We start from the raw sequence: 25,051 nt of genomic DNA, 5'->3' as shown, positions 1-25,051 counted from the left end.
GCATTGATGGAAATACGTCGACAAAATGTGTCTGCAGAAAACATTATTTATGGCGGTGAACGTTTGGGAATTTATTTTCTAGAAACCGGTGCGGGATTACGTGGCAGTAAAGTGGTCTATGATCGTAATCATTCGGGCATTTCTGACGTTGAAATTGGTGTGATTGATTGGAAAAAGGTCTTTCAAGATGCAAGTGTATTCCATTGGAGCGGACTTACACCAGCTATATCCCAAAATGCAGCTGATGTGTGTTTGGAAGCGGTGAAAGTTGCCAAAGGTATGGGAGTCCTAATTACCACTGACCTAAACTACAGGGCAAAACTTTGGAAATACGGTAAAGCACCTAAAGACATTATGCCAGAACTTTTAAAATACAGCAATGTCATATTGGGAGACCTTGATACCGCTTTCATGATGATCGGAAAAGATAAGGTTAACCCAAACTATAAGGATGCTGACAGTTTACCACAGTTTTATGATCTTTTTTTTGATCAGTATCCTGATTTGAAATATATGGCGACGACCTTGCGATACTCCCGAAGTGCATCCCATCAACAAATAGGTGGTATTTTTTATGATAAAGAAAAATTGTATACCGCAACCGTTAGAGAAATCACACCTGTAGTTGATCGTGTTGGGAGTGGTGATGCCTTTATGGGAGGGATTATTTATGGTCTGGTGCTGGATACGTTTGATCCTCAGTATACGATTAATTTCGCAGTCGCAGCTTGTTGTTTGAAACATACCATTTCGGGTGATTATAACTTGGCCACAAAAGAGGAGGTAGAAGCTCTGGTTAAAGGAGGTCCCTCAGGGATCGTTTCACGATAATTTATAAAAATACGAAAAGAATAATAATAGCTTATGGCACAATTTTCAAGAATAGAAGTCGCAGGTATCATGAAAAAAACAGGATTGGTGCCCTTGTTTTTCAGTCAAGATTTAGAATTGAGCAAGAGTATTCTTAAAGCATGCTATGATGGTGGTGCGCGGTTGTTGGAGTTTACGGCCCGTGGTGATTTTGCTCATGAAGTTTTTGGGGAACTGAACAAGTATGCCATCAAAGAACTACCTGGAATGGTAATGGGTGTTGGATCGGTAACCGATGCGGCGTCAGCTTCCATGTACATGGCATTAGGGGCTAATTTTATTGTTACACCTGTATTTCGTAAGGATATTGCCATCGTTTGTAATAGACGTAAAGTATTGTGGTCTCCAGGATGTGGGTCGTTAACAGAAATTGCAGAAGCGGAAGAAATGGGCTGTGAAATTGTTAAACTTTTCCCTGGCGATAGTTTTGGCGCAAAATTCATAAAGAACATCAAAGGCCCACAGCCATGGACCAATATTATGCCTACAGGAGGTGTGTCCCCTGACCAGGAGAATTTAAAGGAATGGTTTGATGCGGGAGCGACATGCGTAGGCATGGGATCCCAATTAATAACGAAAGACATAGTAAATCAAAAGGATTTTAAGAAGCTGGAAGAGCAGGTCCGATGGACCATTGAGACGATCAAAACCTTGAGGGAATAAATTACAGTTTTGAATATGAAGAACTATAAATATATGTTATTTACGATTGCGCTTTTCTTTGGGCTCGTTTCCTGCGAATCGATCGAAGAGACCAAAATAATCAAGTTGGCCCACGGTCTGGATGAAACGCACCCTGTACACAAAGCTATGGTATTCATGGGTAAGGAATTGGAAAAAAAATCTAATGGGACTTTAAATATTCACGTCTATCCAAACCAGCAATTGGGTTCAGAGCGGCAATGTCTGGAACTTCTACAAATTGGAAGTTTGGGAATGACCAAGGTGTCCGCCGCCGTTATGGAAAACTTTTCACCAAATATGAAAGTGTTTGGATTACCGTATTTGTTCAAGAATCGTGCACAAACCTTTAGGGTTCTAGACGGCCCTATTGGAAAGGAACTTTTGGATGGTGGCACAAAATATTGGTTAAAAGGCTTGGGTTATTATGACGCTGGGAGCAGAAGTTTCTATACCGTTAAAGAACCTGTTGAGGAGCCGGATGACCTGAAGGGACTAAAAATCCGGGTCATGGAAAGTGTTACAGCCATGAACATGATTAAGAGCATGGGAGGGGCGCCTACGCCAATTTCTTCTGGCGAACTATATACCGCTTTGCAGCAGGGGGTGGTGGATGGAGCTGAAAACAACCCTCCTACATTCTACTTGACAAGGGAGTATGAAGTTTGTAAGTACTTCTCTTTGGATGAGCATACTACCATCCCGGATGTGCTCATTATGAGCACACATTTATGGGAGTCATTAAATGAAGAGGAGCAAGGGTGGGTGCAAGAAGCGGCAGACGCATCAGTCCAGTACCAAAGAACACTATGGGCCAAGGCCGAAGAGGAAGCACTTACAGCAGTTGAAAAAGCCGGTGTTACCATTTCAAGACCTGATAAAGCACCTTTCATGGAAAAAGTGACCTCGGTCTATGAATCTTATAAGGATAACCATGAAGTGTACAGTCTGATCCGAAGGATTCAAGAAACCGATTAGAGCAAACTTCACACTGATAATATTAAACCGTACGATTCCTATAAACGATAATCAAATATTATGAAATTCCGAAGAAAAATAGATCTGTATTTAGGTTATATCCTGGTTGTTATTATGGGCGTTATGGTTATAAACGTTCTTTGGCAGGTGTTTACAAGATTCGTTATGGGCGATCCAAGTTCATTTACTGATGAACTTGCACGCTACCTTATGATTTGGGTTGGTGTCTTGGGAGCGGCCTACATTTCTGGAAAAAGAATGCACGTTGCCATAGATTTATTGCCCAACCGTTTAAGTAAGGCAAAACAAATGCTGCTCAAGATGCTTGTGAATTTTATTATCATCCTATTTTGCTTTACCGCCTTGGTGGTTGGCGGTTTAAGATTGGTATATATTACCTATGTCCTTGATCAACATTCGCCTGCACTGCAAATTCCTTTGGCCTTAGTGTATTTGATTATACCTATTAGTGGCATCCTTATTATCTATTATAAAATATCAGATATTTATCTTAAACAATTCTAATGGAGTATTTACCTATTTACGTGTTAATTGTCAGTTTTGTCGGATTGTTGCTCATTGGCGTGCCGGTGGCATGGAGTATTGCCATCTCTTCATTATTGACCATGATGACCAGTATTTCCATGCTTCCCGCTTTGACTACGGTTTCCCAGCGCATTGCTACCGGATTGGATAGTTTTGCATTATTGGCCATTCCATTTTTTGTGCTTTCGGGACAATTGATGAACAAAGGTGGCATTGCGCATCGCCTAATTGATTTTGCTAAAACCCTAGTTGGCGCACTGCCAGGCGGACTGGCACTTATTAACGTAGTGGCGGCTATGCTAATGGGCGCCATTGCTGGATCGGCTATGGCATCGGCATCGGCAATGGGGAGCATTTTGGGTCCGGAAATGGAAAAAGATGGCTATTCAAAAGAATTTGGCGCAGCGGTGAATGTTACTTCCTCAACCTTGGGATTGATTATTCCGCCAAGTAATGTGCTTATCGTATATTCTTTGGCCAGTGGTGGCGTGTCTATCGCTGCACTGTTTTTGGCAGGTTATATTCCTGGAATTTTAACAGGTCTGTTTTTAATGATCGTAGCATCGTTATACGCAAAAAAGAAGAAATATAAGTTGGGGGAAAGAAGTTCGTTGAGAGCTGTGGTCAAAACTTTCGTAAGAGCTTTTCCAAGTTTGATGTTGTTGGTTGTGGTTATTGGAGGTATTGTGGCAGGGATATTTACAGCAACTGAAGCTTCTGCGATTGCAGTACTCTACACATTGGTCTTAGGTTACTACTACAAAGAAATCCAAACAAAAAAATTACCGCAAATACTTTTGGAATCCGCTGGCACCACAGCTATCGTGATGTTGCTCATTGGGGCCTCCATGAGTATGTCATGGGTCATGTCTTATGAGAATATACCTCAAGATTTAAGCAATCTGTTGTTGGGTCTGAGTGATAACCCAATCGTGATATTACTCATCATTAATATCATGTTGCTTTTAGTGGGGATATTTATGGATATGACACCCGCAGTGTTGATATTTACCCCTATATTTTTGCCTATAATCATCACGTTGGGCATGGATCCCGTACATTTTGGAATTGTAATGATATTAAATTTATGCATTGGTCTATGTACACCGCCAGTAGGATCCGTACTGTTTGTGGGAGTTGGAATTGCAAATACCACCATCGAAAAAGTATTCAGGCCCCTGCTGCCTCTTTTCCTGGCCATGATTATTGCATTATTATTGATCACCTATATTCCTGAATTAAGTTTATGGCTACCAAGTCTATTTGACCTCTAAAATTTATGAAAACATACAAAGTTAATGTAATTGATTCCAATATTATGGAAATCAACGGTAAAGCAAATCATCCCTTGTGGGAAAATGCAGTCGTCTTAAAAGACTTTTCTTCACCCTGGATTTCTGAGGATTTTGAGGACATTGAATTTAGAGCCTTATACGATGGTACGCATTTATTTGTAGCCTTTAAGGTAAATGATAGTTCACTGCATATGGTCAGTACGGATAACTCAAAAAAAAGTGTTGACAATTCTGATCGGGTGGAGCTGTTTTTAAGGTCTGATAAGCATTTGAATCCTTATTATTGTCTTGAGATAGATCCGCTGGCTCGAGTTCAGGATTTTATGGCGCGTCCAAATAAGGTGTTTGATTACCAATGGGATTGGCCAAAACAGGACCTTAATATCAAATCGAATATTACCTCTAAGTCCTTCACTGTGGAGTTGGCAATCTCAATAGACTCTCTAAAAAGATTCAACCTTATCCAAAAAGATGGTCATATTGAAGCAGGGATCTATCGCGCCAAATACAATCAGAAACAAGATGGTCAGTTTGAGCCCACTTGGATCACTTGGATCGATCCTCAAACCGAAACGCCAAATTTCCACACGGCATCATCCTTTGGAAAATTAAAACTTGTAAACTTTTAAGCTCTCAGAAAAGGCTTAACATTTTCTGAATTGATAATATCTATTGGTAAAAGGTATTGGCCAGGAATGTCTTTTTCAAACACCAAATGTTCAATTAAAAACTTTAGACCTAAATAGGCTTGCTGTCTGGGGTTTTGATGGATGAGAAAATCGATCACGCCATTTTTTAGGAAACGGACATTTTCCTCCAACAGGTCATATCCTACCAGTTTAATATGGTTCTTGTTTTCAGATTCTAATAAGCGTGCCACATGAAAAGCTTTTGAATTGGTAACAAAAATCCCGGTCAAATTAGGATGATCCTTTAAAAAATCACGTAATTTATCTTCCGTCTCGGTATATCTTATTTTGCACTTTAAAATATCATCTTTAAAACCTTTGAGATCCTCAAAATAACTCTTGAAACCTTTTTCTTTTTCCTGCATGTGTACCGCATTCTTGTATTTTTCATCAATATGGATGATGGCCATATCACCATTATCGATAATACTGTGCATTAATTTTGCGGCCACACGTCCACTTTGGTAAAGGTCTTGGCCAATAAAACTGGCAGCAGAAGCGTCAATTTGATTATTAAAAGTGCACACTTGAATGTTCAAGGACTTATATTCCTCTAAGACGGTTTTGGCCTCCTTATAAAACAAGGGCACCATCAAGATCATGTCTGGAGTTGAATCCAATAGCTTTTTATGTTGTTTTATAAACGACTTAGTGTCCGTGGGATCAAATAAAAAGGTGTTCATCCTTATGTCAAAAGCGCTGAATTCGGAAAGGGCTTGTTGCATCCCGTCTGAGCAGACCTGCCAATAGGCATCCTTTTGTGGGTCAGGCAATAAAGCGCTTATTTGATAAATGCGATTGTTTTTTAAGTTTCTTGCGATAAGATTGGGCTGGTAATTAATATCTGACAAGAGTTGCTTGACCTTGTCTTCAACATCTTTTGCCACATTGCCCCGTTTATGGATAACCCTGTCTATAGTTCCTTTTGAAACTCCAGCGAGTTCTGCAATATCTTTAATGGTGTATTTTTTCATCATTCACATTTGTATAGTACACGAGAGATGTGTATATTCGCAATACTGTGTTCGAGCACAATGTATGGAAAATTCCGATGCATTTCAAAATTACGCAGTAATATGTGATAAAATCAACGGATTTTTTTGGTCTAAATTACATTAATTTTCAAAATCAATCTCACTCGTCTGAGACAATTTACAAGTTAAAACACAAATCATGGTAGAGACAAATAAACCCACATTAGTCATTTTAGCAGCTGGAATGGGGAGTAGGTATGGTGGCTTAAAGCAAATGGACGCTTTCACTCCCGAAGGTGATACCATAATTGACTTTTCTTTATATGATGCGCTTCAGGCAGGATTTGGAAAATTTGTTTTTATTATCCGTAAAAGTTTCGAGGAAGAATTTAAAGAGATTTTTAGTGAAAAGCTGAAGGGGAAAGCTGAGGTGGATTATGTGTTTCAGGAATTTGATAGCGTTCCTAAAAAATATATAGATCCCAAAAGAACCAAACCATGGGGTACAGGTCACGCCCTATTAATGGCGAAAGATGCCGTTAAGGAAAACTTTGCCATTATTAACGCAGATGATTTTTATGGTAGGGAGGCCTTTATGACCATGGCCAAGTATTTATCGGAAACGGATAAGGAGTCGTATGATTTTAGTATGATGGCATACCTGCTTAAGAACACCGTATCAGACCACGGCTATGTGGCCCGCGGTGAATGTGAAGTAGATGAAGACGGTTATTTAAAAGATGTTACCGAACGTACGCATATTGAAAAAATTGATGGTCAACTCATGCGTAAGGATGCCAATGGTAAATTTATTCCAATTGACGGAGATACGACCGTGTCTATGAACTTTTGGGGCTTTACGCCAAGATGCTTCGAATTTGGCGGAGAATTGTTTGACGCGTTCTTAAAGGTCAATAAGAACAATCCAAAGGCAGAATTCTTTATTCCTTATGTGATCAATGAAATTTTGAGATCCAAAAAAGCAAGTGTAAAAGTTCTAAAATCCGATGCACAATGGTTTGGGGTCACGTATCTTGAAGACAAGGAGATTGTTGAAGCAGCTATCGCGAAGCTAAAAGCGGACGGTGTATATCCCAAAAAACTTTGGTAAGATGAAATCAGAACAACTGAAATTTATATTTGAACAGTTTGAACACGATGCCGAATTTGATTCTTATAAGGAATTGGCTTCCGGGCATATCAATGACACTTATTTGATCAAGACCAAAGAGAAGCCGTATTTTGTTTTACAGCGGATCAATCATGGTGTATTTAAAGATGTGCCGGGACTTATTGAGAATAAAATGCTGATCAGTAACCATATCAAAGAGAAGCTCAGCCATTTGTCTCCGAAAAAACAAAACAGACGTATCCTCAGGTTTTATATGACAAAATCTGGGGATTCCTATTATAGAGGCGATCAGGGAAACTACTGGAACCTCATGCATTTTATTGATAAAAGTGTCACCCACTTAAGTGTTTCCAATGAAACTATTGCTTATGAGGGTGGCCGCTTACTGGGTCAGTTTTTGACCTTGACCAACGACTTTGATGCCTCTAAATTAACTGAGGTCATTCCAAAATTCCATGACATGTCTTTTAGATATTGGGAATTTGAAGAGGCGAATCGAAAGGCATCTCAGGAGCGACTTGAAAAAGCGAAAGAGCAGATTGAATTGGTGAGAAATGCCAAAGAGGAAATGCATATTCTCCAACATTTGAAAGAATCTGGGGATATCAAATTGCGCGTTACCCATAACGATACCAAAATATCCAACGTCTTGTTCAATAAGCGCGATAAAGGGCTTTGTTTGATTGATTTGGATACCGTAATGCCAGGGATTGTACATTATGATTTTGGTGATGCCATCCGTACTATCTGTAATACTGCGGCAGAAGATGAGTCCAATTTGGATTTAGTTGAGTTTAACGTCGATTATTACAATGCCTATACTAAAGGATTTTTAAAAAAAATGGGAAAATCCCTGACACCAATTGAATTAAAACACTTGCCGTTGGGAGCTAAAACCATGATATTTATTATTGGATTACGGTTTTTAACCGACTATCTGAATGGCGATATCTATTTTAAAACAAAATATGACGATCATAATTTAGATCGTGCGAAGAATCAATTTAAACTATTGCAGAGTCTCTCTGAAAAATTGGGTGTATAAAATCATGATGATTAAAATATTAAACCGTCCAATCATATTAGAATAACTATAAAACCATAACCAATACGTCGCTAACCGATAACCTGTCTATATGAATACAACACAAAAAAACAATCTCGTCCCAATCCTTATCATTGGAGGACTCTTCGCCATTTTCGGATTTGTTACTTGGATTAATGGAGCGCTCATTCCATTCATGAGAACGCTTAATGAACTCACTGAAGCCCAATCTTATTTTGTGGCTACAGCATCATACATTTCCTTTGTGGTTATGGCTTTGCCGGCATCTTATGTCATTAATAAAATTGGATATCGCAACGGTATATCATTAGGTCTGGCGGTTATGGCCGTTGGAGCATTGGTATTCATTCCTGCAGCAGATGCACGTACCTATTGGGTGTTTTTATTGGCTATTTTTATTCAAGGTATCGGGATGACCATTTGTCAAACCGCTGCCAATCCGTACATTACCATTTTGGGGCCAATAGAAAGTGGCGCTAAACGTATGGCCATGATGGGAATTGCCAACAAGGTGGCTGGAGCACTCGGATCGGTGATATTTGGTGCTTTATTATTATCAGGCATTGATGAGGTCAATGAGAAACTGGGTACCGTTTCTGACGATGAGAAGAATGTTCTGTTGGATACAATGGCCGATAGTGTGCACACACCATATATTGTGATGGCGGTTATTCTGTTCATTTTTGCTTTCTTTATTAGAAAAGCAAATTTACCACATGTTGAAGCAGCTGAAGAAGAGGTTGTGGTGGAAGGAGAAGTGAGAAAAAGCAGTAAATCCATCTTTGAATATCCGCATTTATGGTTGGGCGTATTGGCCTTGTTTGTATATGTTGGAGCAGAAGTAATTGCTGGCGATACCATTATTGCATACGGGATTTCTCTCGGAATCTCGGCGGATGATGCAAAATGGTTTACTACCTACACCTTAATGGCCATGGTAGCAACTTATGCTGTGGGCGTCGTTTTGATTCCGAAATATATTAAACAAAAAACAGCATTGATTATCAGTGCCATCTTAGGTATTGTTTTCAGTATCTGCATTTTGTCAACTACCGGATTTACGTCGGTTTTATTTGTGGCAGCTTTAGGTATTGCAAACGCCTTGGTATGGCCGGCAATATGGCCGTTGACGTTGGATGGCTTGGGAAGACATACCAAGACAGCCTCTGCATTATTGATCATGGCCATTTCGGGTGGTGCTATCATTCCGCCACTATACGGCCGTTTGGTAGATGCCGGCAAGCATGAAATGATGACCAACGGTGTTCAAGATGCCGCTGAGTTATCTGTAGCGTCAACAAGTAGCTATTGGATCTTGATTCCTTGCTACCTTATCGTTCTGTTTTTTGCGGTCTGGGGACACAAAATTAAAAGTTGGAAAAAATAGATACCGATAGAACATAGGCAGGTGAAGGTTTTGAAATGAAGGCGAATAGAACATATAAATGGGGAATGATTGGTTGCGGAAGCGTAACCGAACTCAAAAGTGGACCCGCTTATCAAAAAACAGAGGGTTTCGAACTTTTTGCAGTTATGCGACGTGATATCGCTAAAGCAGAAGATTATGCCAAAAGGCATCAAGTGCCTCTTTTTTATAATGATGCCGACGCGCTTATCAATCACCCAGAAATTGATGCAATCTATATTGCTACGCCACCAGATTCGCACGAGTACTATGCTTTAAAAGTGGCTGAAGCGGGAAAGATATGTTGCATTGAAAAACCTATGGCACCGAGTTACGAGGCCTGCGTAAGGATTAATGCCGCTTTTGAAGAGAAAAATGTGCCATTATTTGTGGCTTACTACAGACGGTCATTGCCGCGTTTTTTGCAGGTAAAAGAATGGATCGATCAAAATGAAATAGGAACTATTAGGCACATCCATTGGCATTTTGCCAAGCCGACCAATGATATGGATACGTCAAGATCATATAACTGGCGCACCGATGCAGAAATTGCTCCAGGGGGATACTTTGACGACCTGGCATCGCATGGTTTGGATTTGTTTGTGTATTTGCTAGGAACGGTTACATCTGCAAAAGGCACAGCTGAAAATAGGCTGGGACTTTATACGGCCAAGGATATTGTTAAAGGACAATGGCAACATGATTCGGGAGTGACCGGATATGGCAGCTGGGACTTTGGAGCGGATCAACGAGAAGATGTCGTTAAAATATACGGCAATGAAGGAAATATCACTTTTTCAGTTTTTGGAGAGTGTCCCCTTGTATTGGAACGTGATGAAAACACGATAAGTCAGACTATAGAAAACCCAGAACATGTGCAATGGTATCATGTTCAAAATATCAAAGCTCATTTATCAGGAGTAAAAACACATCCATCATTAGGCGAAACAGCAATGCATACCGCATGGATTATGGATCGGATATTAGAAAATAAAATTGAAGTCATTAATAATTAAATAAGTTAGGATATGTTAAAAAGCACAATCGATAAAGCAACAGATTTCGAAAAAAGGTTCGAAAATATCAATACGGTTATGTTTGAGGATTCTCAAGTAGCCTCTAAAGCCGTTGCAGAAGAAATAGCAAATCTTATTAAGGTGAAACAATCGCAAAAACAGCCCTGTATCTTAGGGTTGGCAACAGGTTCTTCACCAAAAGGCTTGTACGCTGAATTGGTGCGATTGCATAAAGAGGAAGGTTTGAGTTTTAGAAATGTAGTGACCTTCAATTTGGATGAATATTATCCAATGGAACCAGATGCGGTAAATAGTTATGTGCGTTTTATGAAGAAAATGCTATTTGATCAAGTAGATATTCTTCCTGAAAACTGCTATATCCCAGATGGAACGCTGCCTAAAGATAAAATTGCCAGTTATTGCAGTGATTACGAAAAGAAAATTGAAGCACTTGGCGGTATTGATCTCCAAATTTTGGGGATTGGTGGTAACGGCCATATTGGATTTAACGAATCAGGTTCCCTACAAAACTCGAAAACACGATTAGTAGCCTTAGATCATATTACCAGGGTTGCCGCCAGTAAGGATTTTGCAGGGTTGTCCAACACACCAAGAACGGCAATTACGTTAGGCGTCAAAAAAATAATGGAAGCCAAACGCGTTATTCTTTTGGCTTGGGGCGAAAGTAAAGCAGCAATTATCAAAACATCGGCTGAAGGGCAAGTTACCAATCAGGTGCCGGCCTCCTTTTTGCAAGAGCATAATAATGTCACTTTCGTACTTGACAAAGAAGCGGCATCAAAGTTGACCCGTGTCAATGCACCGTGGTTGGTGGAGAAAGTCACTTGGACCGATCGTCTTATCAGAAAGGCCGTACTGGGGGTAGCAATGCATCTCAAAAAACCTATCTTAATGCTTACCGATGCCGATTATATTGAGAACGGGATGAGTGATCTCTTGGCGGAATTCGGACAGGCTTACGATATCAATATCAAAATTTTTAACAAACTACAACATACCATAACCGGATGGCCAGGTGGAAAACCAAATGCAGATGATTCGCATAGACCCGAGCGTGCCAAGCCAAGTAAAAAACGTGTTTTGATTTTCAGTCCGCATCCTGATGATGACATTATCAGTATGGGTGGGACTTTTAAACGACTTCACGAGCAAGGCCATGAAGTACATGTAGCCTATCAAACTTCAGGAAATATTGCCGTGGCTGATGAAGAAGCTTTGCGTTTTGCAAACTTTGTTATTGATTATAACGAGAGGTTCGGAATTAAAAGTGAAGCCACTGAAAAAATATACAAAAAGGTTGTCAAATCGCTTACTGAAAAGAAACCAAGTGAAATCGATATTCCAGAAGCACGTTATATCAAAGGACTGATTAGAAAAGGTGAAGCAAGAGCGACCAGCCATTTTGTTGGATTGTCCGATAACCAGATCCATTTTATGGAAATGCCGTTTTATGAAACAGGAACCATTGACAAACATCCTCTGGGAGAAGAAGACATTCAAATGACCGTGGATCTTATTGAGAAAATAAAACCACATCAAATTTATGCTGCTGGAGATTTGGCAGATCCGCATGGAACCCACAAAGTCTGTTTGGATGCTGTATTTGAATCCGTCAGAAGATTAAAAGACAAGCCATTTATGAAAGATTGCTGGGTATGGCTCTACAGAGGTGCATGGCAAGAATGGGGAATCGATGAAATTGAGATGGCCGTACCAATGAGTCCAGATCAAGTATTGGAAAAACGTCACGGTATTTTCAAACACCAGTCACAAAAGGATGGCGTGGTATTCCAAGGCTCAGATTCAAGAGAGTTTTGGCAGCGCGCTGAAGATAGAAATAAAGAAACGGCCGATTTATATGATCAATTGGGCTTAGCACATTACGCTGCAATGGAAGCCTTTGTAAGATGGCATTTTTAGTCGGCAGAATTTATGAGAAAATGACGCCTGTCACACCATGCTATGATAGGCGTCTTCTAAAAGTAGGCATGGAATAAATTTAAGAAAAGAAATATGATGGAAGTAACCATGAAAACCTTATCCCAAATGAGCGGCTATTCTGTATCCACGGTATCCAAGGCGCTCCGAGATAAAAAGGATATTAGTCTCAAAACAAGACAGATTATTAAGGAATTGGCTGAGACTTATGACTTTGTGCCCAACAATTCGGCTATTGCGTTACGATCTCAAAAAAGTAATACCATTGCTGTAATCGTACCGCAGATTGACTCTATGATCTACGGAAGCATGTTGAACAGTATTCAAATGGAAGCTTTTAAGCAAGGGTACCGATTGGTGGTGCAACAGTATTTGAATTATGAAAATGGCGAGCTTGAATGTCTGAAAAGCCTCAGAAATGGGGGTATTGATGGCGTTATCGTTATCGGGACTTCAACCACTTTAGAAGATTTAAAGCAAAACTCTAAAGATCAATTATTTCCTACGATCATTAAAAGAGTAGAGGATTTGTCGTTGAAAGCTCAAGATTACAAACATTTTGGAAAAAAGATGATCACGTCATTGTTTTCAAAAATTAATTTGAATGATGATATGCGAATCAATGTCGTTTAAACATTGTCACCATAAGATTTAGGGCTTGTAAATTTTGAAAACGGTAGGTGTTTAATTAGTTAAAGAGAGGTATTGAAAATGGAGCAAAAATTGGAAATAGAAGATGTGAATCGGCACTATTGGTTCTTGGAGATGAATTTTCCATGTTCTAAACAATATGATCAATTTATAAATTGGCTTCAAAAGGAATATTATTTTTTTCAGCAGGACAATGGGCCATATTTAACCATTTATTTTCCTAACGGACATGTCAAAATCGAAAAGAAAACGAAAAAAGAAAATATTTATGCCTCAGAGATTACTGTGGAAAGCAAGTGTCGTAAATTTGGTTTAAAAATGCGAAAAAGCTTGTCAGAATTCCTTTCTTTTATTGAAAATTATCATAGACTCAGTCAGATAAAATACTGAGGTTCTTATTCTTATAAAATACATGAATGAGCCTGTAATATTATTATTTACAGGCTTTTTTATACCCATTGATTGGGTTTATGGAAATGCTTAAATTTACAAGTTTTACAGCTCAGATAAAATGATGCAAAGAACTACGCTTACTATTTTTTTGTTGTCAATATATGTTATTGCTATTATTGCCATAGGGATATGGAACAGTAAAAATGACAGTAGCGAATCTTATTTTTTAGCTTCCCGAAAATTGCCAGCTTGGCTATTGGCCATAACTTTTATTGCCTCATGGTGGGGCGGTGGCTCAGCTATTGACTTGGTAGACCATGCACATAATAACGGACTGAGTTCTTTCTGGATCTATGGCGTACCAGTGCTCATTGCTACTGGCTTGATGTATTTATTTTCAAAAGGCATTCGAAACATTGGGACCATATCACAACCTGAGCTCATGAGTCAACGCTATAATGAAACGGCAGCGTTCATGCTGACCATTTTTATTGTTATTTTTATGGTAATTGCTTCCACGGTTCAGGTCATAGTCATAGGTCGCTTTTTTCATGCCTTTTTTGATATAGGTTATGAGAATAGCGCCATATTAGGTACTATAATTGTGCTGGTCTATTCTATGTTTGGTGGATTTAAAGGGGTTGTGCTGACCGATTTGCTGCAATTTGTATTTTTTCTATTTACAGGAATTTTCTTGTTTTATCTCACCTATTCGGACTCAGGCGGTCTTGAAGCTGTTAAAATAAATGCCATAGCCAATGCGAAGGTTGGTTACACCTCGTTTTTTTCCAATGTGGCTGATAATTTAGCTTACGTCATCACTTTTGGAACCTCTTGGATGATTCAGGCCAACATTTGGCAACGTATCTCAGCGGCTAAAAACGGATCAGCTGCTAAAAAGATGATGCTTCTAAGTTTCTTGGCGTTTATACCATTATATCTGATGGTCACTTACACGGGCATGTTTAGTTCTGTTTTGTATGAAACCGTTCCAGAAACTGGAATTATTCCAGATTTGATCAGTAATCTGAGTAGTCCATTGGTAAGTGCAATACTGTTTGTGGGCTTATGTTCTGCCATCATGTCCACTATGGATTCGCTCATCAATACAGGTGCCTTGTCATTAACTGTAGATGTTTTTCAGAAGTACATACAACCCAATGCAAAACCTCAGACTGGAGTTATTGTCGCACGTGTTTCAACCTGTGTTATGGCGGCAATTGCGTTGTTTATGGCGTTAAGGATACAATCGGTACTTACAATTTCTTGGATTGCCTCCGATTTTCCTACCAGCGGGGCATTTGTACCTTTGGTTTTGGGTTTTTTATGGGCAAGAGGGACTTCCCAAGCAGCAATTGTATCTATGATTTTCGGTCTGCTGTTCTCTAGCTATAATCTATTCGTGGCCTTGGGTGCTGATTTTCCGGTAGCATGGGAAATTGCATCGGCAAAGCAGGCTATTATTGGCATCTCAATTTCTTTTGTCCTTTATGTGGGGATTAGTTTGCTAACCCCAGCAAAAACGGAAAAAAGTATACGGTTTATTCAAAAAGCAAATTTGTTTGGAAGGTATTGAGAGCATTGATTTTGTGTTTTAAGACCATCGCTGATTTACTGAAATCGTCTTAGGGAATAACATAAAGATGACACTTAAAATGCAGCGGTTTTTTCGAACGATAAATAAGATCATTATAACTCCAATAATGTATATAAAGGCTGTTTAGTAAATTTAATTTTGAGGCGCCAATTAAGCGATGAGAATCTGATTTTCTGCGGGGTTAATAGTTTTAATAGATATAATTTAATTAATGGCTGGCCCTATAACTTGCAAATCGGATTGTGTCCTTAAGAAGCCCTCTGTTCAATTCGGTAAATTTTAATACTCTAGAGTTCTTGATTTTATTTTATAAGGGAGTTTTATTAGATAAAGCAATTAACTGAATATTATTGAACTATAATTGGTATATATAGTAACAGTTGCTAAATTTAAGGTCGCATATATTTCAACAAAAGTGCAACCAATAAAGTGAATCGATTCTAAGAAAACATGTATATAACCAAGTTTTAATCCTTCCATCCATTTATGAATGCTATTACGAATAATAAAATGACACACCTAAAAAATCAGTATCTGTGGGCTTTATTGGTAATTTTGGCAAGCTCTTGTAAAAATTCTGAAAAGAAAAACCTCGTAAAAGACGAGACGGTTATTCAAAATGAGCGTGCTATCGAATCTGCTATTATGAACGATGAGCGTTCATTTTTCCATGTCAATTTTGAGGATTATCCTGAGATGGACAAAACCTTGCCTATTGGTGTTTTCGATTCAGGAACTGGTGGTCTGACCGTATTGGATGCGCTCGTTAATTTTGACGGTCACAATAATAACAATCAAGAAAAAGGCGGCGATGCTGTTCCTGATTTTGTCTCTGAAAAATTCATTTATTTGGCAGACCAAGCCAATATGCCGTATGGCAATTATTCCAGTGAAGATAAAACAGATTTATTAGTAGAACATATTCTTAAGGATATGCAGTTTTTACTGTCAAATAAATATTATCGTGAGGCTAACGATGCGCAATTTCAGCAGGATAAACTACCAGTGAAATCCATTGTAATCGCCTGCAATACGGCTACGGCCTATGGAAGTGAATTTATAAGGAAATTCATAGATAAAACCGGGATTGAGTTAAAGGTCATTGGTGTTATAGACGCTGGGGCTCGTGGTACACTTTCTACCTTTGGAAAGGATGAAAGCGGCTCCATTGGTGTTATGGCTACGGTAGGGACTATTCAGTCTAAAGGTTATGAGAACACATTGTTGAGAGTAAAAGATGAATTGGGTTATACCGGCAATATTCAAATATTTAACCAAGGAGGCCACGGTATTGCTGAGGCGGTTGATGAGGAGCCGGATTTTGTGACTAAGAATTCTGACGAACCTCGAGACGATTATCGGGGACCTTCATTAGATGATCCAAATTTCACCATTGACAAAACCTTAATGGATATTTATAATTTTGATTTCGACCACGGCAAAATGCTTTGTGATAATCAAGATACTGACGATTGCCAAATTCTTCAAATTAACGATTCTGAAAACTACGTACGCTATCACGTCGTTAGTTTATTGGAGAAAATCAGAAAATCAGAAAATTCCCAACCGCTAAAAGCCATTGTTCTGGGATGTACACACTATCCTTATTTGACGGAGGAGATCAATGAGGTTTTAGATGAACTTTATAATTATAAAAAAGATGGTTCTTATATTTATCGCGACTTTATGGCCGAGGATATTGCTATCGTGGACCCTGCCGTAAATGTTGCTGAAGAACTATATGTCTATATGAAAGAGAAGGATCTTTTTAACCCTTCCGGGGATATTATGGATAGTGAATTCTTTATTAGTGTACCAAATTCCGAAAATTCAAATGTAAAGATCGACGATAACGGTCGTTTCCCATACGACTACAAATACGGAAGAACAGAGAATGAAATTCAGGAATATGTAAAAATGGTCCCTTTCAGTAAAAGTAATATTTCAGAAGAAACCTTAGATCGTTTTAAAAAATCAATTCCTGAAACTTATAAATTGATCGAAGCATTCAATCGGTCAAATCCAAAAACTGAATATTTTGAATCATCTCACAGAATCCAATAGGAAGTTATAAATTTATCACATCATAAAATTTTCAAATATCATTCTAAACCAATAAATGAAGTCATCCCAGAAATTGATTTTTGGGAGCTGCTGAACTAAAAACATAAAACCAAGTATCTTATGAAACGTAGTATTAAATTATTGAGTCTGACCTTTATTTCCGTTCTCTTTCTTACCTGTGGCGGAAATAAACTTCCTATTACTGAGCGCTTTGAAGGTGGAAAAACGGCGTTTTCAACAAATGGCATGGTGGTTTCTGCACATCCTGAGGCCAGTAAAGTAGGCAAGGACATTCTGAAACAGGGTGGAAACGCAGTAGATGCCATGGTTGGCGTCCACTTTGCTTTGGCAGTTGTTTATCCTTCTGCAGGAAATCTTGGTGGTGGCGGATTTATGATGTATAGAAAAAATGATGGTGAGGTGGTTTCTTTGGACTTTCGCGAAAAAGCGCCTGGTAACGCCTTTGAGGAAATGTACTTGGATGCCGATGGCAATGTGATTGAAGGCGAAAGTGTCTATGGTCAGAAAGCTGCTGGGGTGCCAGGATCGGTGGACGGTATGCTGATGGCACACGAAAAATTTGGCTCACTTCCGTTGACTACCTTGATTGAACCCGCCATTAAACTTGCAGAAAAGGGATTTCCTATTTCAGCACAACAAGCACGTAATTACAATTCTTATAAAGACGATTTTCTAAAATACAACCGAAATCCCAACACGGTGGCTTTAATTAAGAATGAGCCGTGGAAAGCTGGAGATCTTTTGGTACAAAACGATTTGGCCCAAACCCTCAAGCGTATCCAACAACAAGGACGGAAAGGATTTTACGAAGGTAAAACCGCTGAGTTGATTGTTGCCGAAATGCAGGCAGGCAACGGTATCATAACCTTAGAAGATCTTAAAAATTATAATTCTGAATGGCGAACGCCAATCACTGGTAGTTACCGAGGTTATACAGTTTATAGCATGGCACCTTCCAGCAGTGGAGGTATTGCCTTGGTCCAACTTTTAAAGCTGTCACAGCACTACCCTTTATCTGAATACGGATCAAAATCAGCTAAAACCATCCATCTGATGACTGAAATGGAAAGACGGGTTTATGCTGATAGAGCGGAACATTTGGGCGATTCTGATTTTTGGGATGTTCCCGTTAACGCGTTGTTGGATGATGATTATATCGCATCACGAGTGGCTCAGATTGACGAATCAAAAGCAACGGATAGTGAAGAGGTTCGCGCTATGTCATTGGACAATATTCAGGAAAAGGAAGAAACTACCCATTATTCAATAGTGGATAAGTTTGGCAATGCCATTTCGTTGACCACTACTATCAATGCTGGTTATGGATCTAAAGTATTTGTGGAAGGCGCTGGATTTTTATTAAATAATGAAATGGACGATTTCAGCATGAAACCAGGTGTGCCAAATATGTACGGATTACTTGGAGGCGCTGCAAATTCAATTCAACCAAACAAGCGTATGTTGAGTGCTATGACACCAACGCTTATTGACAAAGATGGCCAATTGTTCATGGTAGTAGGTACGCCGGGCGGTTCAACCATTATCACATCTGTCTACCAGACCATTGTCAATGTGATTGATCATGGCATGAGCATGACCGATGCTGTTGCGGAAAAAAGAATACACCACCAATGGAAGCCGAATTGGATCTCTATTGAACGGGGAGCGATTGATGATTCCGTACGTACAGAGTTGGAGGCTATGGGCCATGTGATAAAAGAACGGGGAAGCATCGGTAGGGTGGAAGCCATCTTGGTCAGACCTGACGGATCTTTAGAAGGTGCGGCCGATCCAAGAGGCGACGACTGGGCCATGGGTGTGGATTAAATTGAGCAAGACACATCAAAATTGAATATATAACACATCATATTAGGGTTTTACAAAACCAAAATATGATGTGTTTTTTTTATAGGATGGTGATGAAAACTTGAGACTGTGGAAGAATGAACCCGATCCAAACTATAATCGTTTACTGATGTGATACTTTTATTGCACAATAAGCTAAAAATTGCTTACAAAGTGCTATTTTCATAGTCATGAAATTACATTTATTAGATCGTAGTCATACTGCATCTGCGATATCGGTAAGAAAAAACAGTTACGCCAATTTTCTTAAAATTTGGCACTACCATCCCGAATTGGAATTGGTGGTTGTTCTTAAAAGTAAGGGCACGCGTTTTATTGGCGATAGCATTAAGAAATTTCAGCCCAAAGATGTCGTGCTTATTGGAAAAAATTTGCCACATATGTGGTTGAATGATCCTAAGTATTTTCAGGAAGATAAAAACTTAAGGGCGGAGGCTGTTGCTATTCATTTCAGGGAAGATTTTTTAGGAAGTACATTTTTACAACTGCCTGAAATAAAACCTATCGTTGCCCTTTTTAAAAAAGCAGAACAGGGCATTCAGTTTAGGAACCTGCCGGAAGCTTTCCTACAGGCCATTGTAAAACTAAATGACGAAACCGATTTTAATAAAACACATCAGTTCATTGGCATTCTCCATCAATTAGCTTTGCACGATGACTTTAAGCTCCTGGCCAGTTCAGGCTATGTGGCCTCTTTAAGACTCGAGGAATCAGACCTATCTAACAAAGTTATTGCGTTTATTTTTAATAACTTTAACAAGGATATTGATCTTAATACAGTCGCTGATATTGTAAAAATGAATCCATCGGCATTCAGCCGCTCGTTTAAACGTGTGCATCGAAAAACATTTTCAAAGTATGTCAATGAAATTAGGATCGGTTACGCGTGTAAATTGCTTATTGAGAATGAACTGAATGTTGCTGCTATCGCCTACGAATCAGGATTTAACAATCTTTCAAATTTCAACCGGCAGTTTAAAATGATCAAGAGTATGTCACCGTCGGCTTATTTGAAGAAGCATAGTAAATATACAAAAGAGTCGATATAATGTGCTCTAATGCAAAAATAGTATTAGTAGGGGTGTAATTATTAGTGGATTTATTAAGATTCATAGTATAGCTTTGAAAGATTATCAAGGAGGTCTCATGGATTGGGTAGAAAAGACTCTAATCGGCCAAAATTGCAAATGACCTATAACAATACGTACTAAAAAATGAAAAAACCAATTACCATAACCGAAGTCTTAACCAAAGATGTCCGTTTTCCCACAAGTGATGAATTGGACGGTTCTGACGCTATGAATACGGATCCTGATTATTCAGCAGCCTATGTCATTTTAAAAACCGACCACCCAGAATTTGAAGGTCACGGATTAACCTTCACCATTGGTCGCGGCAACGAATTATGCGTGGCGGCCATTGAGTCACTTTCTCATTTGATCATAGGTAAAACCTTGGAATCCTTCACGCAGAATATGGGTGATTTCTGGAAGATGATCACAGGCGATAGCCAGCTGCGTTGGTTGGGTCCTGAAAAAGGAGTCATCCATTTGGCTACGGGTGCCGTTGTCAATGCCGTTTGGGATTTATATGCGAAGGTTGAAGGCAAGCCACTTTGGAAATTAATTGCCGATATGTCTCCGGAAGAATTTGTGAAATGTATTGATTTCACCTATATCACAGACGCCATAACTCCCGAGGAAGCCTTAGAACTTCTTAGGAGTAATGAAGCCACCAAACAAGAACGGATTGACATTTTACTAAAAGATGGCTATCCTGCCTATACCACATCTGCGGGGTGGTTGGGCTATAGTGATGATAAAATGCGTAGATTATGCCAAGAGGCGAAAGCGGATGGGTTTAAGCATATGAAAATTAAAGTCGGTTCTGATTTGCAGGATGATATGCGCAGGGCACAGATTATCCGTGAGGAAATTGGAGACGATTTACAACTGATGATGGATGCCAACCAAAAATGGGATGTGGATGAGGCCATAGAAAATATGGCATCGCTCAAAAAATTCAATCCGTATTGGATTGAAGAGCCTACCAGTCCAGACGATATTTTAGGTCACGCCAAAATTGCCAAGGCCGTAGCACCAATAAAGGTTGCCACTGGGGAACATTGTCAGAATCGAGTGGTATTTAAACAATTGATTATGGCCGATGCCTTACAGATTTGTCAGATTGATAGTTGCCGCGTTGGTGGGGTCAATGAGATTTTAGCCATTTTAGTGATGGCTGCAAAATATAAGGTCCCTGTTTGTCCGCATGCAGGAGGTGTTGGCCTCTGCGAATATGTACAGCATTTATCAATGATTGATTATATTTGTGTCAGTGCCACCATGGAAGATCGGATCATTGAATATGTCGATCATTTACATGAGCATTTCTTTGATCCTGTAGTGATCAAAAACGGCGCTTACATGCCACCACAACTTCCAGGATATAGCATCACCATGAAACCAGAGTCGTTGGAAACCTATAGTTTTCCGAACGGAGAGGTTTGGACTAAAAAATTACAAAAAGCATAATTATGGTATTCAGTTTAAAAGGAAAAACAGCCATCATCACAGGTGGTGGAAGTGGGATAGGAAAAGCAATTGCCACCACATTTGCAAAACATGGTGCGAACGTTTGTATTTTGGATTTCAATGTTGAAAATGGAAAAGCAACCGTTTCAGAAATTGAAAAAGATAGTGGTTCGGCAAGTTTTTACCAATGTGATGTGGCCAATCAAGAACAAGTGGAAGCCATTTTTAGCAAGATAGCTAATAACAATGCCATCGATATTTTGGTGAACAATGCTGGAATTGCCCATGTTGGAAATATAGAAAACACCAATTCTGAGGATTTGGACCGATTGTATAACGTTAACATCAAAGGGGTTTATAACGGCATGAAAGCGGCCATCCCACATTTTAAAAAGCAGAAAAAAGGTGTAATCGTTAATATGGCTTCCATCGCCTCTTCAGTCGGGATTTCAGATCGATTTGCCTATTCCATGACCAAAGGTGCGGTCTTGACCATGACCTATTCGGTGGCAAAAGATTATGTCGCAGAAGGTATCCGGTGTAATTGCATCTCGCCAGCGCGTGTGCATACGCCGTTTGTGGATGGATTTATAGCCAAAAATTATCCCGATAATCAAGCGGAAATGTTTGAGAATCTCTCAAAAACACAGCCTATCGGACGCATGGGGAAACCTGAAGAAATTGCGAATTTGGCACTCTATCTATGTAGTGATGAAGCCGCGTTTATTACGGGAACAGATTTCCCAATTGATGGTGGTTTTATTAAGTTGAATGGGTGATTTCCATCCTTTCCGATAGTGATAAAACCAATAAAATATAATAATAGAAAATAAATAATAGTTTACAATGAAACTCATAAGATTTGGGTCGGAAGGCCAAGAAAAACCAGGACTTCAATTAGAAAATAAACGTATTGACGTCAGCAGTTTTGGCGAAGATTTCGATGAAAAATTCTTCGAAACCAATGGCTTGGAACGTTTAAAGGACTGGTTAAAAACTAACCAAGAAAATTGTCCAACCGTTGATGATTCGGTACGATTGGGATCACCAATAGGAAGACCTTCAAAATTGGTCTGTGTCGGGTTAAATTATGCCCAGCACGCTGCCGAAACTGGAGCTAAAGTGCCATCAGAACCTGTTTTGTTCTTTAAATCGACAACGGCAATTGTCGGTCCAAACGATAATGTCATTATTCCAAAAAACAGTGAGAAAACGGATTGGGAAGTGGAATTGGCCATTGTTATTGGTAAAAAAGCGTCATATATATCTGTAGAAGAAGCAGACGATTATATCGCAGGTTATGTCTTGCATAACGATGTGTCTGAACGCGCCTTCCAAATTGAAAAAGAAGGCCAGTGGTGCAAAGGAAAAGGCTGTGATACGTTCGCCCCTTTAGGACCATTTATGGCTACAAAGGATGAAATAGAAGATGGCAACAATCTACATCTATGGTTGGAGGTCAATGGCGAACGCTTGCAGGACTCATCAACCTCCGATTTTATTTTCAATATCCAGCATTGCGTGTCATATATCAGTCAGTTTATGACCTTGTTGCCTGGGGATGTCATTTCAACAGGAACGCCTTTTGGTGTTGGATTAGGATTTCAACCCCCACGTTATTTAAAGCCAGGAGACGTCATGCGCTTAGGAATTGAAGGTTTAGGGGTACAGGAACAAACAGCAGTAGCCTACAAATAAATGCGAATAGACACACATCAACATTTCTGGAAATTTGATCCGCAAAGAGATGCTTGGATTACGGATGACATGTCCGTAATCCAACGCGATTTCCTGCCCGAAAACCTAAAGCCAGTATTGCAGCAACATCAATTGGATGGCTGTGTTGCAGTTCAGGCCGACACATCAGAAGCCGAGACTAAGTTTTTATTGGATTTGGCCAATCAACATGATTTTATCAAAGGTGTTGTGGGCTGGTTGGATTTGTGTAGTGGCACTATCGAAAATCGTTTACAGCAATTTTCAAAACACAGAAAGCTCAAAGGTCTGCGACACATCGTCCAGGCGGAACCTGTTGGTTTTATGCTTCGCAAGGATTTTCAAAACGGCATTTCAGCATTGGAAAAATACAATCTGACTTATGATATCTTAATTTTCCCACATCAATTGGAGGACGCCATTAAACTGGTAGAGGCATTTCCGAAGCAAAAATTCATTCTGGACCATGGCGCAAAACCTTATATCAAGGACGGGAAAATAGAGCCGTGGAAAAGCCAGATGGAAACACTATCTGGGTTTGAAAATGTGGCCTGCAAGGTTTCAGGATTAACTACGGAAGCGGATTGGAAAGATTGGGATAATGCTAACATGGAACCCTATCTGGATGTGATTTTTAATGTCTTCGGAACCAAAAGAACACTTTTTGGCAGCGATTGGCCGGTCAGTTTATTGGCGGGAAATTATACAGAAACGCTATCGCTTGTTGAAGATTATATTTCGAAATTTTCAGAAACCGAACAACAACAAATTATGGGCTTGAACGCCAAAACCTGGTACCATTTAGAAGATTAAACTTATGGATTTAAAACTAAAAGATAAAGTCATTGTTGTTACTGGCGGCTCAAAAGGAATTGGTAATGGCATTTGCAAAGTGTTGGTCCAAGAGGGTGCCATTCCTGTAATTTTAGGTCGAAATGAGCAAGATGTTATAAAAGCGGTGAATACTATAAAAGACAATGGCGGGCAGGCATTTTATGCTTTGGCAGAATTAACCGATCAAGTTGCCTGTAAAAATGCAATGGATAGTGTGATCAAGGAATTCGGTCGTCTTGATGGTTTGGTCAATAATGCGGGTGTTAATGATAATGTGGGACTTGAACATGGCAATTATGACCATTTTATGCGCTCCATTCAACGCAACGTTGCACATTATTATGCCATGGCACACCATGCCTTGCCCGAACTCAAAAAGACTAAAGGTGCTATCGTAAATATTGGATCAAAAACTTCGGTTACCGGTCAAGGGGGAACTTCAGGTTATGCCGCTGCCAATGGTGCCAGAAATGCATTGACGAGAGAGTGGGCAGTGGAATTATTGCCTTACAGTATTCGCGTAAATACCGTTATTGTTGCCGAATGTTACACGCCATTATATAAGAAATGGTTGGATACCTTCCCAAATCCCGAGGAAAAATTAGCAAGTATTACCAAACATATTCCTTTAGAAAACCGAATGACCACCGATATCGAAATTGCAAATACCGTGGCATTTTTGTTATCTGAAGTCTCAAGCCATACCACCGGACAGCTTTTGTTTGTTGATGGTGGGTATACCCATTTAGACCGCTCGCTATAAT

23 protein-coding genes are annotated in these 25,051 nt (G+C 39.5%); 22 read left to right on the top strand and 1 reads right to left on the bottom strand.

The window, feature by feature from the left end; genetic code table 11:
- From H3Z82_RS09050 to H3Z82_RS09025, 6 genes are all read left to right on the top strand, one after another.
- Nucleotides 1–831 (top strand): sugar kinase (locus H3Z82_RS09050; RefSeq protein ID WP_182202274.1); only part of this gene is annotated, 831 nt, incomplete at its 5' end.
- A gap of 33 nt (nucleotides 832–864) precedes the next feature.
- Nucleotides 865–1,533 carry a bifunctional 4-hydroxy-2-oxoglutarate aldolase/2-dehydro-3-deoxy-phosphogluconate aldolase gene (locus tag H3Z82_RS09045; protein WP_182202275.1) on the top strand — a complete coding sequence of 223 codons (669 nt, stop codon included), beginning with the start codon at nucleotides 865–867 and terminating at the stop codon, nucleotides 1,531–1,533.
- A 15-nt stretch (nucleotides 1,534–1,548) separates the two neighbouring features.
- Nucleotides 1,549–2,529, top strand: coding sequence for a TRAP transporter substrate-binding protein (locus tag H3Z82_RS09040; RefSeq protein ID WP_182205127.1), 981 nt, complete (start codon nucleotides 1,549–1,551; stop codon nucleotides 2,527–2,529).
- 60 nt (nucleotides 2,530–2,589) lie between these two features.
- Nucleotides 2,590–3,054, top strand: coding sequence for a TRAP transporter small permease (locus H3Z82_RS09035; protein WP_182205125.1), 465 nt, complete (start codon nucleotides 2,590–2,592; stop codon nucleotides 3,052–3,054).
- Nucleotides 3,054–4,349, top strand: coding sequence for a TRAP transporter large permease (locus tag H3Z82_RS09030; RefSeq protein WP_182205123.1), 1,296 nt, complete (start codon nucleotides 3,054–3,056; stop codon nucleotides 4,347–4,349). Before H3Z82_RS09035 ends, H3Z82_RS09030 begins: the two co-directional genes overlap by 1 nt.
- A gap of 5 nt (nucleotides 4,350–4,354) precedes the next feature.
- The gene (locus H3Z82_RS09025; protein ID WP_182205121.1) at nucleotides 4,355–4,999 is read left to right on the top strand and encodes a carbohydrate-binding family 9-like protein; all 645 of its coding nucleotides are present in this window, start codon (nucleotides 4,355–4,357) and stop codon (nucleotides 4,997–4,999) included.
- On the opposite strand, the gene H3Z82_RS09020 is transcribed toward H3Z82_RS09025, so the two are convergent.
- Entirely contained in the window at nucleotides 4,996–6,036 is a 1,041-nt protein-coding gene (locus tag H3Z82_RS09020; protein WP_182205119.1) for a LacI family DNA-binding transcriptional regulator, read from the bottom strand. The genes H3Z82_RS09025 and H3Z82_RS09020 overlap by 4 nt on opposite strands.
- 196 nt (nucleotides 6,037–6,232) lie before the next feature.
- Between H3Z82_RS09020 and H3Z82_RS09015 the strand changes: the two genes are divergently transcribed.
- The 16 genes from H3Z82_RS09015 to H3Z82_RS08940 all read left to right on the top strand — a co-directional run bounded on the left by H3Z82_RS09015 (nucleotide 6,233) and on the right by H3Z82_RS08940 (nucleotide 25,050).
- On the top strand, nucleotides 6,233–7,144 hold the full coding sequence (locus H3Z82_RS09015) for a nucleotidyltransferase family protein (RefSeq protein WP_182205117.1): 912 nt from the start codon (nucleotides 6,233–6,235) through the stop codon (nucleotides 7,142–7,144).
- 1 nt (nucleotide 7,145) lies between these two features.
- Nucleotides 7,146–8,210 (top strand): phosphotransferase enzyme family protein, encoded by a 1,065-nt coding sequence (locus H3Z82_RS09010; RefSeq protein ID WP_182205115.1) that lies wholly within the window; start codon nucleotides 7,146–7,148, stop codon nucleotides 8,208–8,210.
- A gap of 91 nt (nucleotides 8,211–8,301) precedes the next feature.
- The gene (locus H3Z82_RS09005; RefSeq protein WP_182205112.1) at nucleotides 8,302–9,618 is read left to right on the top strand and encodes a sugar MFS transporter; all 1,317 of its coding nucleotides are present in this window, start codon (nucleotides 8,302–8,304) and stop codon (nucleotides 9,616–9,618) included.
- Nucleotides 9,619–9,653: 35 nt separating this feature from the next.
- Nucleotides 9,654–10,652 carry a Gfo/Idh/MocA family protein gene (locus tag H3Z82_RS09000; RefSeq protein ID WP_235982416.1) on the top strand — a complete coding sequence of 333 codons (999 nt, stop codon included), beginning with the start codon at nucleotides 9,654–9,656 and terminating at the stop codon, nucleotides 10,650–10,652.
- A 12-nt stretch (nucleotides 10,653–10,664) separates the two neighbouring features.
- The gene (gene nagB, locus H3Z82_RS08995; protein WP_182205110.1) at nucleotides 10,665–12,593 is read left to right on the top strand and encodes a glucosamine-6-phosphate deaminase; all 1,929 of its coding nucleotides are present in this window, start codon (nucleotides 10,665–10,667) and stop codon (nucleotides 12,591–12,593) included.
- A 93-nt stretch (nucleotides 12,594–12,686) separates the two neighbouring features.
- The gene (locus tag H3Z82_RS08990; RefSeq protein WP_182205108.1) at nucleotides 12,687–13,244 is read left to right on the top strand and encodes a LacI family DNA-binding transcriptional regulator; all 558 of its coding nucleotides are present in this window, start codon (nucleotides 12,687–12,689) and stop codon (nucleotides 13,242–13,244) included.
- A 90-nt stretch (nucleotides 13,245–13,334) separates the two neighbouring features.
- On the top strand, nucleotides 13,335–13,652 hold the full coding sequence (locus H3Z82_RS08985) for a hypothetical protein (protein WP_182205107.1): 318 nt from the start codon (nucleotides 13,335–13,337) through the stop codon (nucleotides 13,650–13,652).
- A gap of 121 nt (nucleotides 13,653–13,773) precedes the next feature.
- A complete protein-coding gene (locus tag H3Z82_RS08980) occupies nucleotides 13,774–15,231 on the top strand; it encodes a sodium:solute symporter family protein (RefSeq protein ID WP_235982415.1) in 1,458 nt (485 codons plus the stop codon).
- Nucleotides 15,232–15,762: 531 nt separating this feature from the next.
- Entirely contained in the window at nucleotides 15,763–17,316 is a 1,554-nt protein-coding gene (locus H3Z82_RS08975; protein ID WP_182205106.1) for a glutamate racemase, read from the top strand.
- Between the two features lie 120 nt (nucleotides 17,317–17,436).
- Complete coding sequence (gene ggt, locus H3Z82_RS08970; RefSeq protein ID WP_182205105.1) at nucleotides 17,437–19,164, top strand: gamma-glutamyltransferase; 1,728 nt, start codon at nucleotides 17,437–17,439, stop codon at nucleotides 19,162–19,164.
- Nucleotides 19,165–19,373: 209 nt separating this feature from the next.
- On the top strand, nucleotides 19,374–20,252 hold the full coding sequence (locus H3Z82_RS08965) for an AraC family transcriptional regulator (RefSeq protein ID WP_182205104.1): 879 nt from the start codon (nucleotides 19,374–19,376) through the stop codon (nucleotides 20,250–20,252).
- A 165-nt stretch (nucleotides 20,253–20,417) separates the two neighbouring features.
- Nucleotides 20,418–21,737, top strand: coding sequence for an L-fuconate dehydratase (locus tag H3Z82_RS08960; protein WP_182205103.1), 1,320 nt, complete (start codon nucleotides 20,418–20,420; stop codon nucleotides 21,735–21,737).
- A gap of 2 nt (nucleotides 21,738–21,739) precedes the next feature.
- On the top strand, nucleotides 21,740–22,516 hold the full coding sequence (locus tag H3Z82_RS08955; RefSeq protein ID WP_220459156.1) for an SDR family NAD(P)-dependent oxidoreductase: 777 nt from the start codon (nucleotides 21,740–21,742) through the stop codon (nucleotides 22,514–22,516).
- Between the two features lie 67 nt (nucleotides 22,517–22,583).
- A complete protein-coding gene (locus tag H3Z82_RS08950; protein ID WP_182205102.1) occupies nucleotides 22,584–23,435 on the top strand; it encodes a fumarylacetoacetate hydrolase family protein in 852 nt (283 codons plus the stop codon).
- Entirely contained in the window at nucleotides 23,436–24,266 is an 831-nt protein-coding gene (locus H3Z82_RS08945; protein WP_182205101.1) for an amidohydrolase family protein, read from the top strand. It abuts the gene before it with no gap.
- Nucleotides 24,267–24,270: 4 nt separating this feature from the next.
- The gene (locus H3Z82_RS08940) at nucleotides 24,271–25,050 is read left to right on the top strand and encodes an L-fucose dehydrogenase (RefSeq protein WP_182205100.1); all 780 of its coding nucleotides are present in this window, start codon (nucleotides 24,271–24,273) and stop codon (nucleotides 25,048–25,050) included.
- Nucleotide 25,051: the final 1 nt, after the last annotated feature.

This window comes from Gelidibacter maritimus, from assembly GCF_014062315.1.
Taxonomy (GTDB): Bacteria; Bacteroidota; Bacteroidia; order Flavobacteriales; family Flavobacteriaceae; genus Gelidibacter; species Gelidibacter maritimus.
This window is presented reverse-complemented; position numbering and strand designations above follow the sequence as displayed.

Coding starts and splice junctions, on each gene's coding strand:
- H3Z82_RS09045 (WP_182202275.1), top strand. CDS start 865: ATGGCACAATTTTCAAGAATAGAAGTCGCAGGTATCATGAAAAAAACA.
- H3Z82_RS09040 (WP_182205127.1), top strand. CDS start 1,549: ATGAAGAACTATAAATATATGTTATTTACGATTGCGCTTTTCTTTGGG.
- H3Z82_RS09035 (WP_182205125.1), top strand. CDS start 2,590: ATGAAATTCCGAAGAAAAATAGATCTGTATTTAGGTTATATCCTGGTT.
- H3Z82_RS09030 (WP_182205123.1), top strand. CDS start 3,054: ATGGAGTATTTACCTATTTACGTGTTAATTGTCAGTTTTGTCGGATTG.
- H3Z82_RS09025 (WP_182205121.1), top strand. CDS start 4,355: ATGAAAACATACAAAGTTAATGTAATTGATTCCAATATTATGGAAATC.
- H3Z82_RS09020 (WP_182205119.1), bottom strand. CDS start 6,036: ATGATGAAAAAATACACCATTAAAGATATTGCAGAACTCGCTGGAGTT.
- H3Z82_RS09015 (WP_182205117.1), top strand. CDS start 6,233: ATGGTAGAGACAAATAAACCCACATTAGTCATTTTAGCAGCTGGAATG.
- H3Z82_RS09010 (WP_182205115.1), top strand. CDS start 7,146: ATGAAATCAGAACAACTGAAATTTATATTTGAACAGTTTGAACACGAT.
- H3Z82_RS09005 (WP_182205112.1), top strand. CDS start 8,302: ATGAATACAACACAAAAAAACAATCTCGTCCCAATCCTTATCATTGGA.
- H3Z82_RS09000 (WP_235982416.1), top strand. CDS start 9,654: ATGAAGGCGAATAGAACATATAAATGGGGAATGATTGGTTGCGGAAGC.
- nagB (WP_182205110.1), top strand. CDS start 10,665: ATGTTAAAAAGCACAATCGATAAAGCAACAGATTTCGAAAAAAGGTTC.
- H3Z82_RS08990 (WP_182205108.1), top strand. CDS start 12,687: ATGATGGAAGTAACCATGAAAACCTTATCCCAAATGAGCGGCTATTCT.
- H3Z82_RS08980 (WP_235982415.1), top strand. CDS start 13,774: ATGATGCAAAGAACTACGCTTACTATTTTTTTGTTGTCAATATATGTT.
- H3Z82_RS08975 (WP_182205106.1), top strand. CDS start 15,763: ATGACACACCTAAAAAATCAGTATCTGTGGGCTTTATTGGTAATTTTG.
- ggt (WP_182205105.1), top strand. CDS start 17,437: ATGAAACGTAGTATTAAATTATTGAGTCTGACCTTTATTTCCGTTCTC.
- H3Z82_RS08965 (WP_182205104.1), top strand. CDS start 19,374: ATGAAATTACATTTATTAGATCGTAGTCATACTGCATCTGCGATATCG.
- H3Z82_RS08960 (WP_182205103.1), top strand. CDS start 20,418: ATGAAAAAACCAATTACCATAACCGAAGTCTTAACCAAAGATGTCCGT.
- H3Z82_RS08955 (WP_220459156.1), top strand. CDS start 21,740: ATGGTATTCAGTTTAAAAGGAAAAACAGCCATCATCACAGGTGGTGGA.
- H3Z82_RS08950 (WP_182205102.1), top strand. CDS start 22,584: ATGAAACTCATAAGATTTGGGTCGGAAGGCCAAGAAAAACCAGGACTT.
- H3Z82_RS08945 (WP_182205101.1), top strand. CDS start 23,436: ATGCGAATAGACACACATCAACATTTCTGGAAATTTGATCCGCAAAGA.
- H3Z82_RS08940 (WP_182205100.1), top strand. CDS start 24,271: ATGGATTTAAAACTAAAAGATAAAGTCATTGTTGTTACTGGCGGCTCA.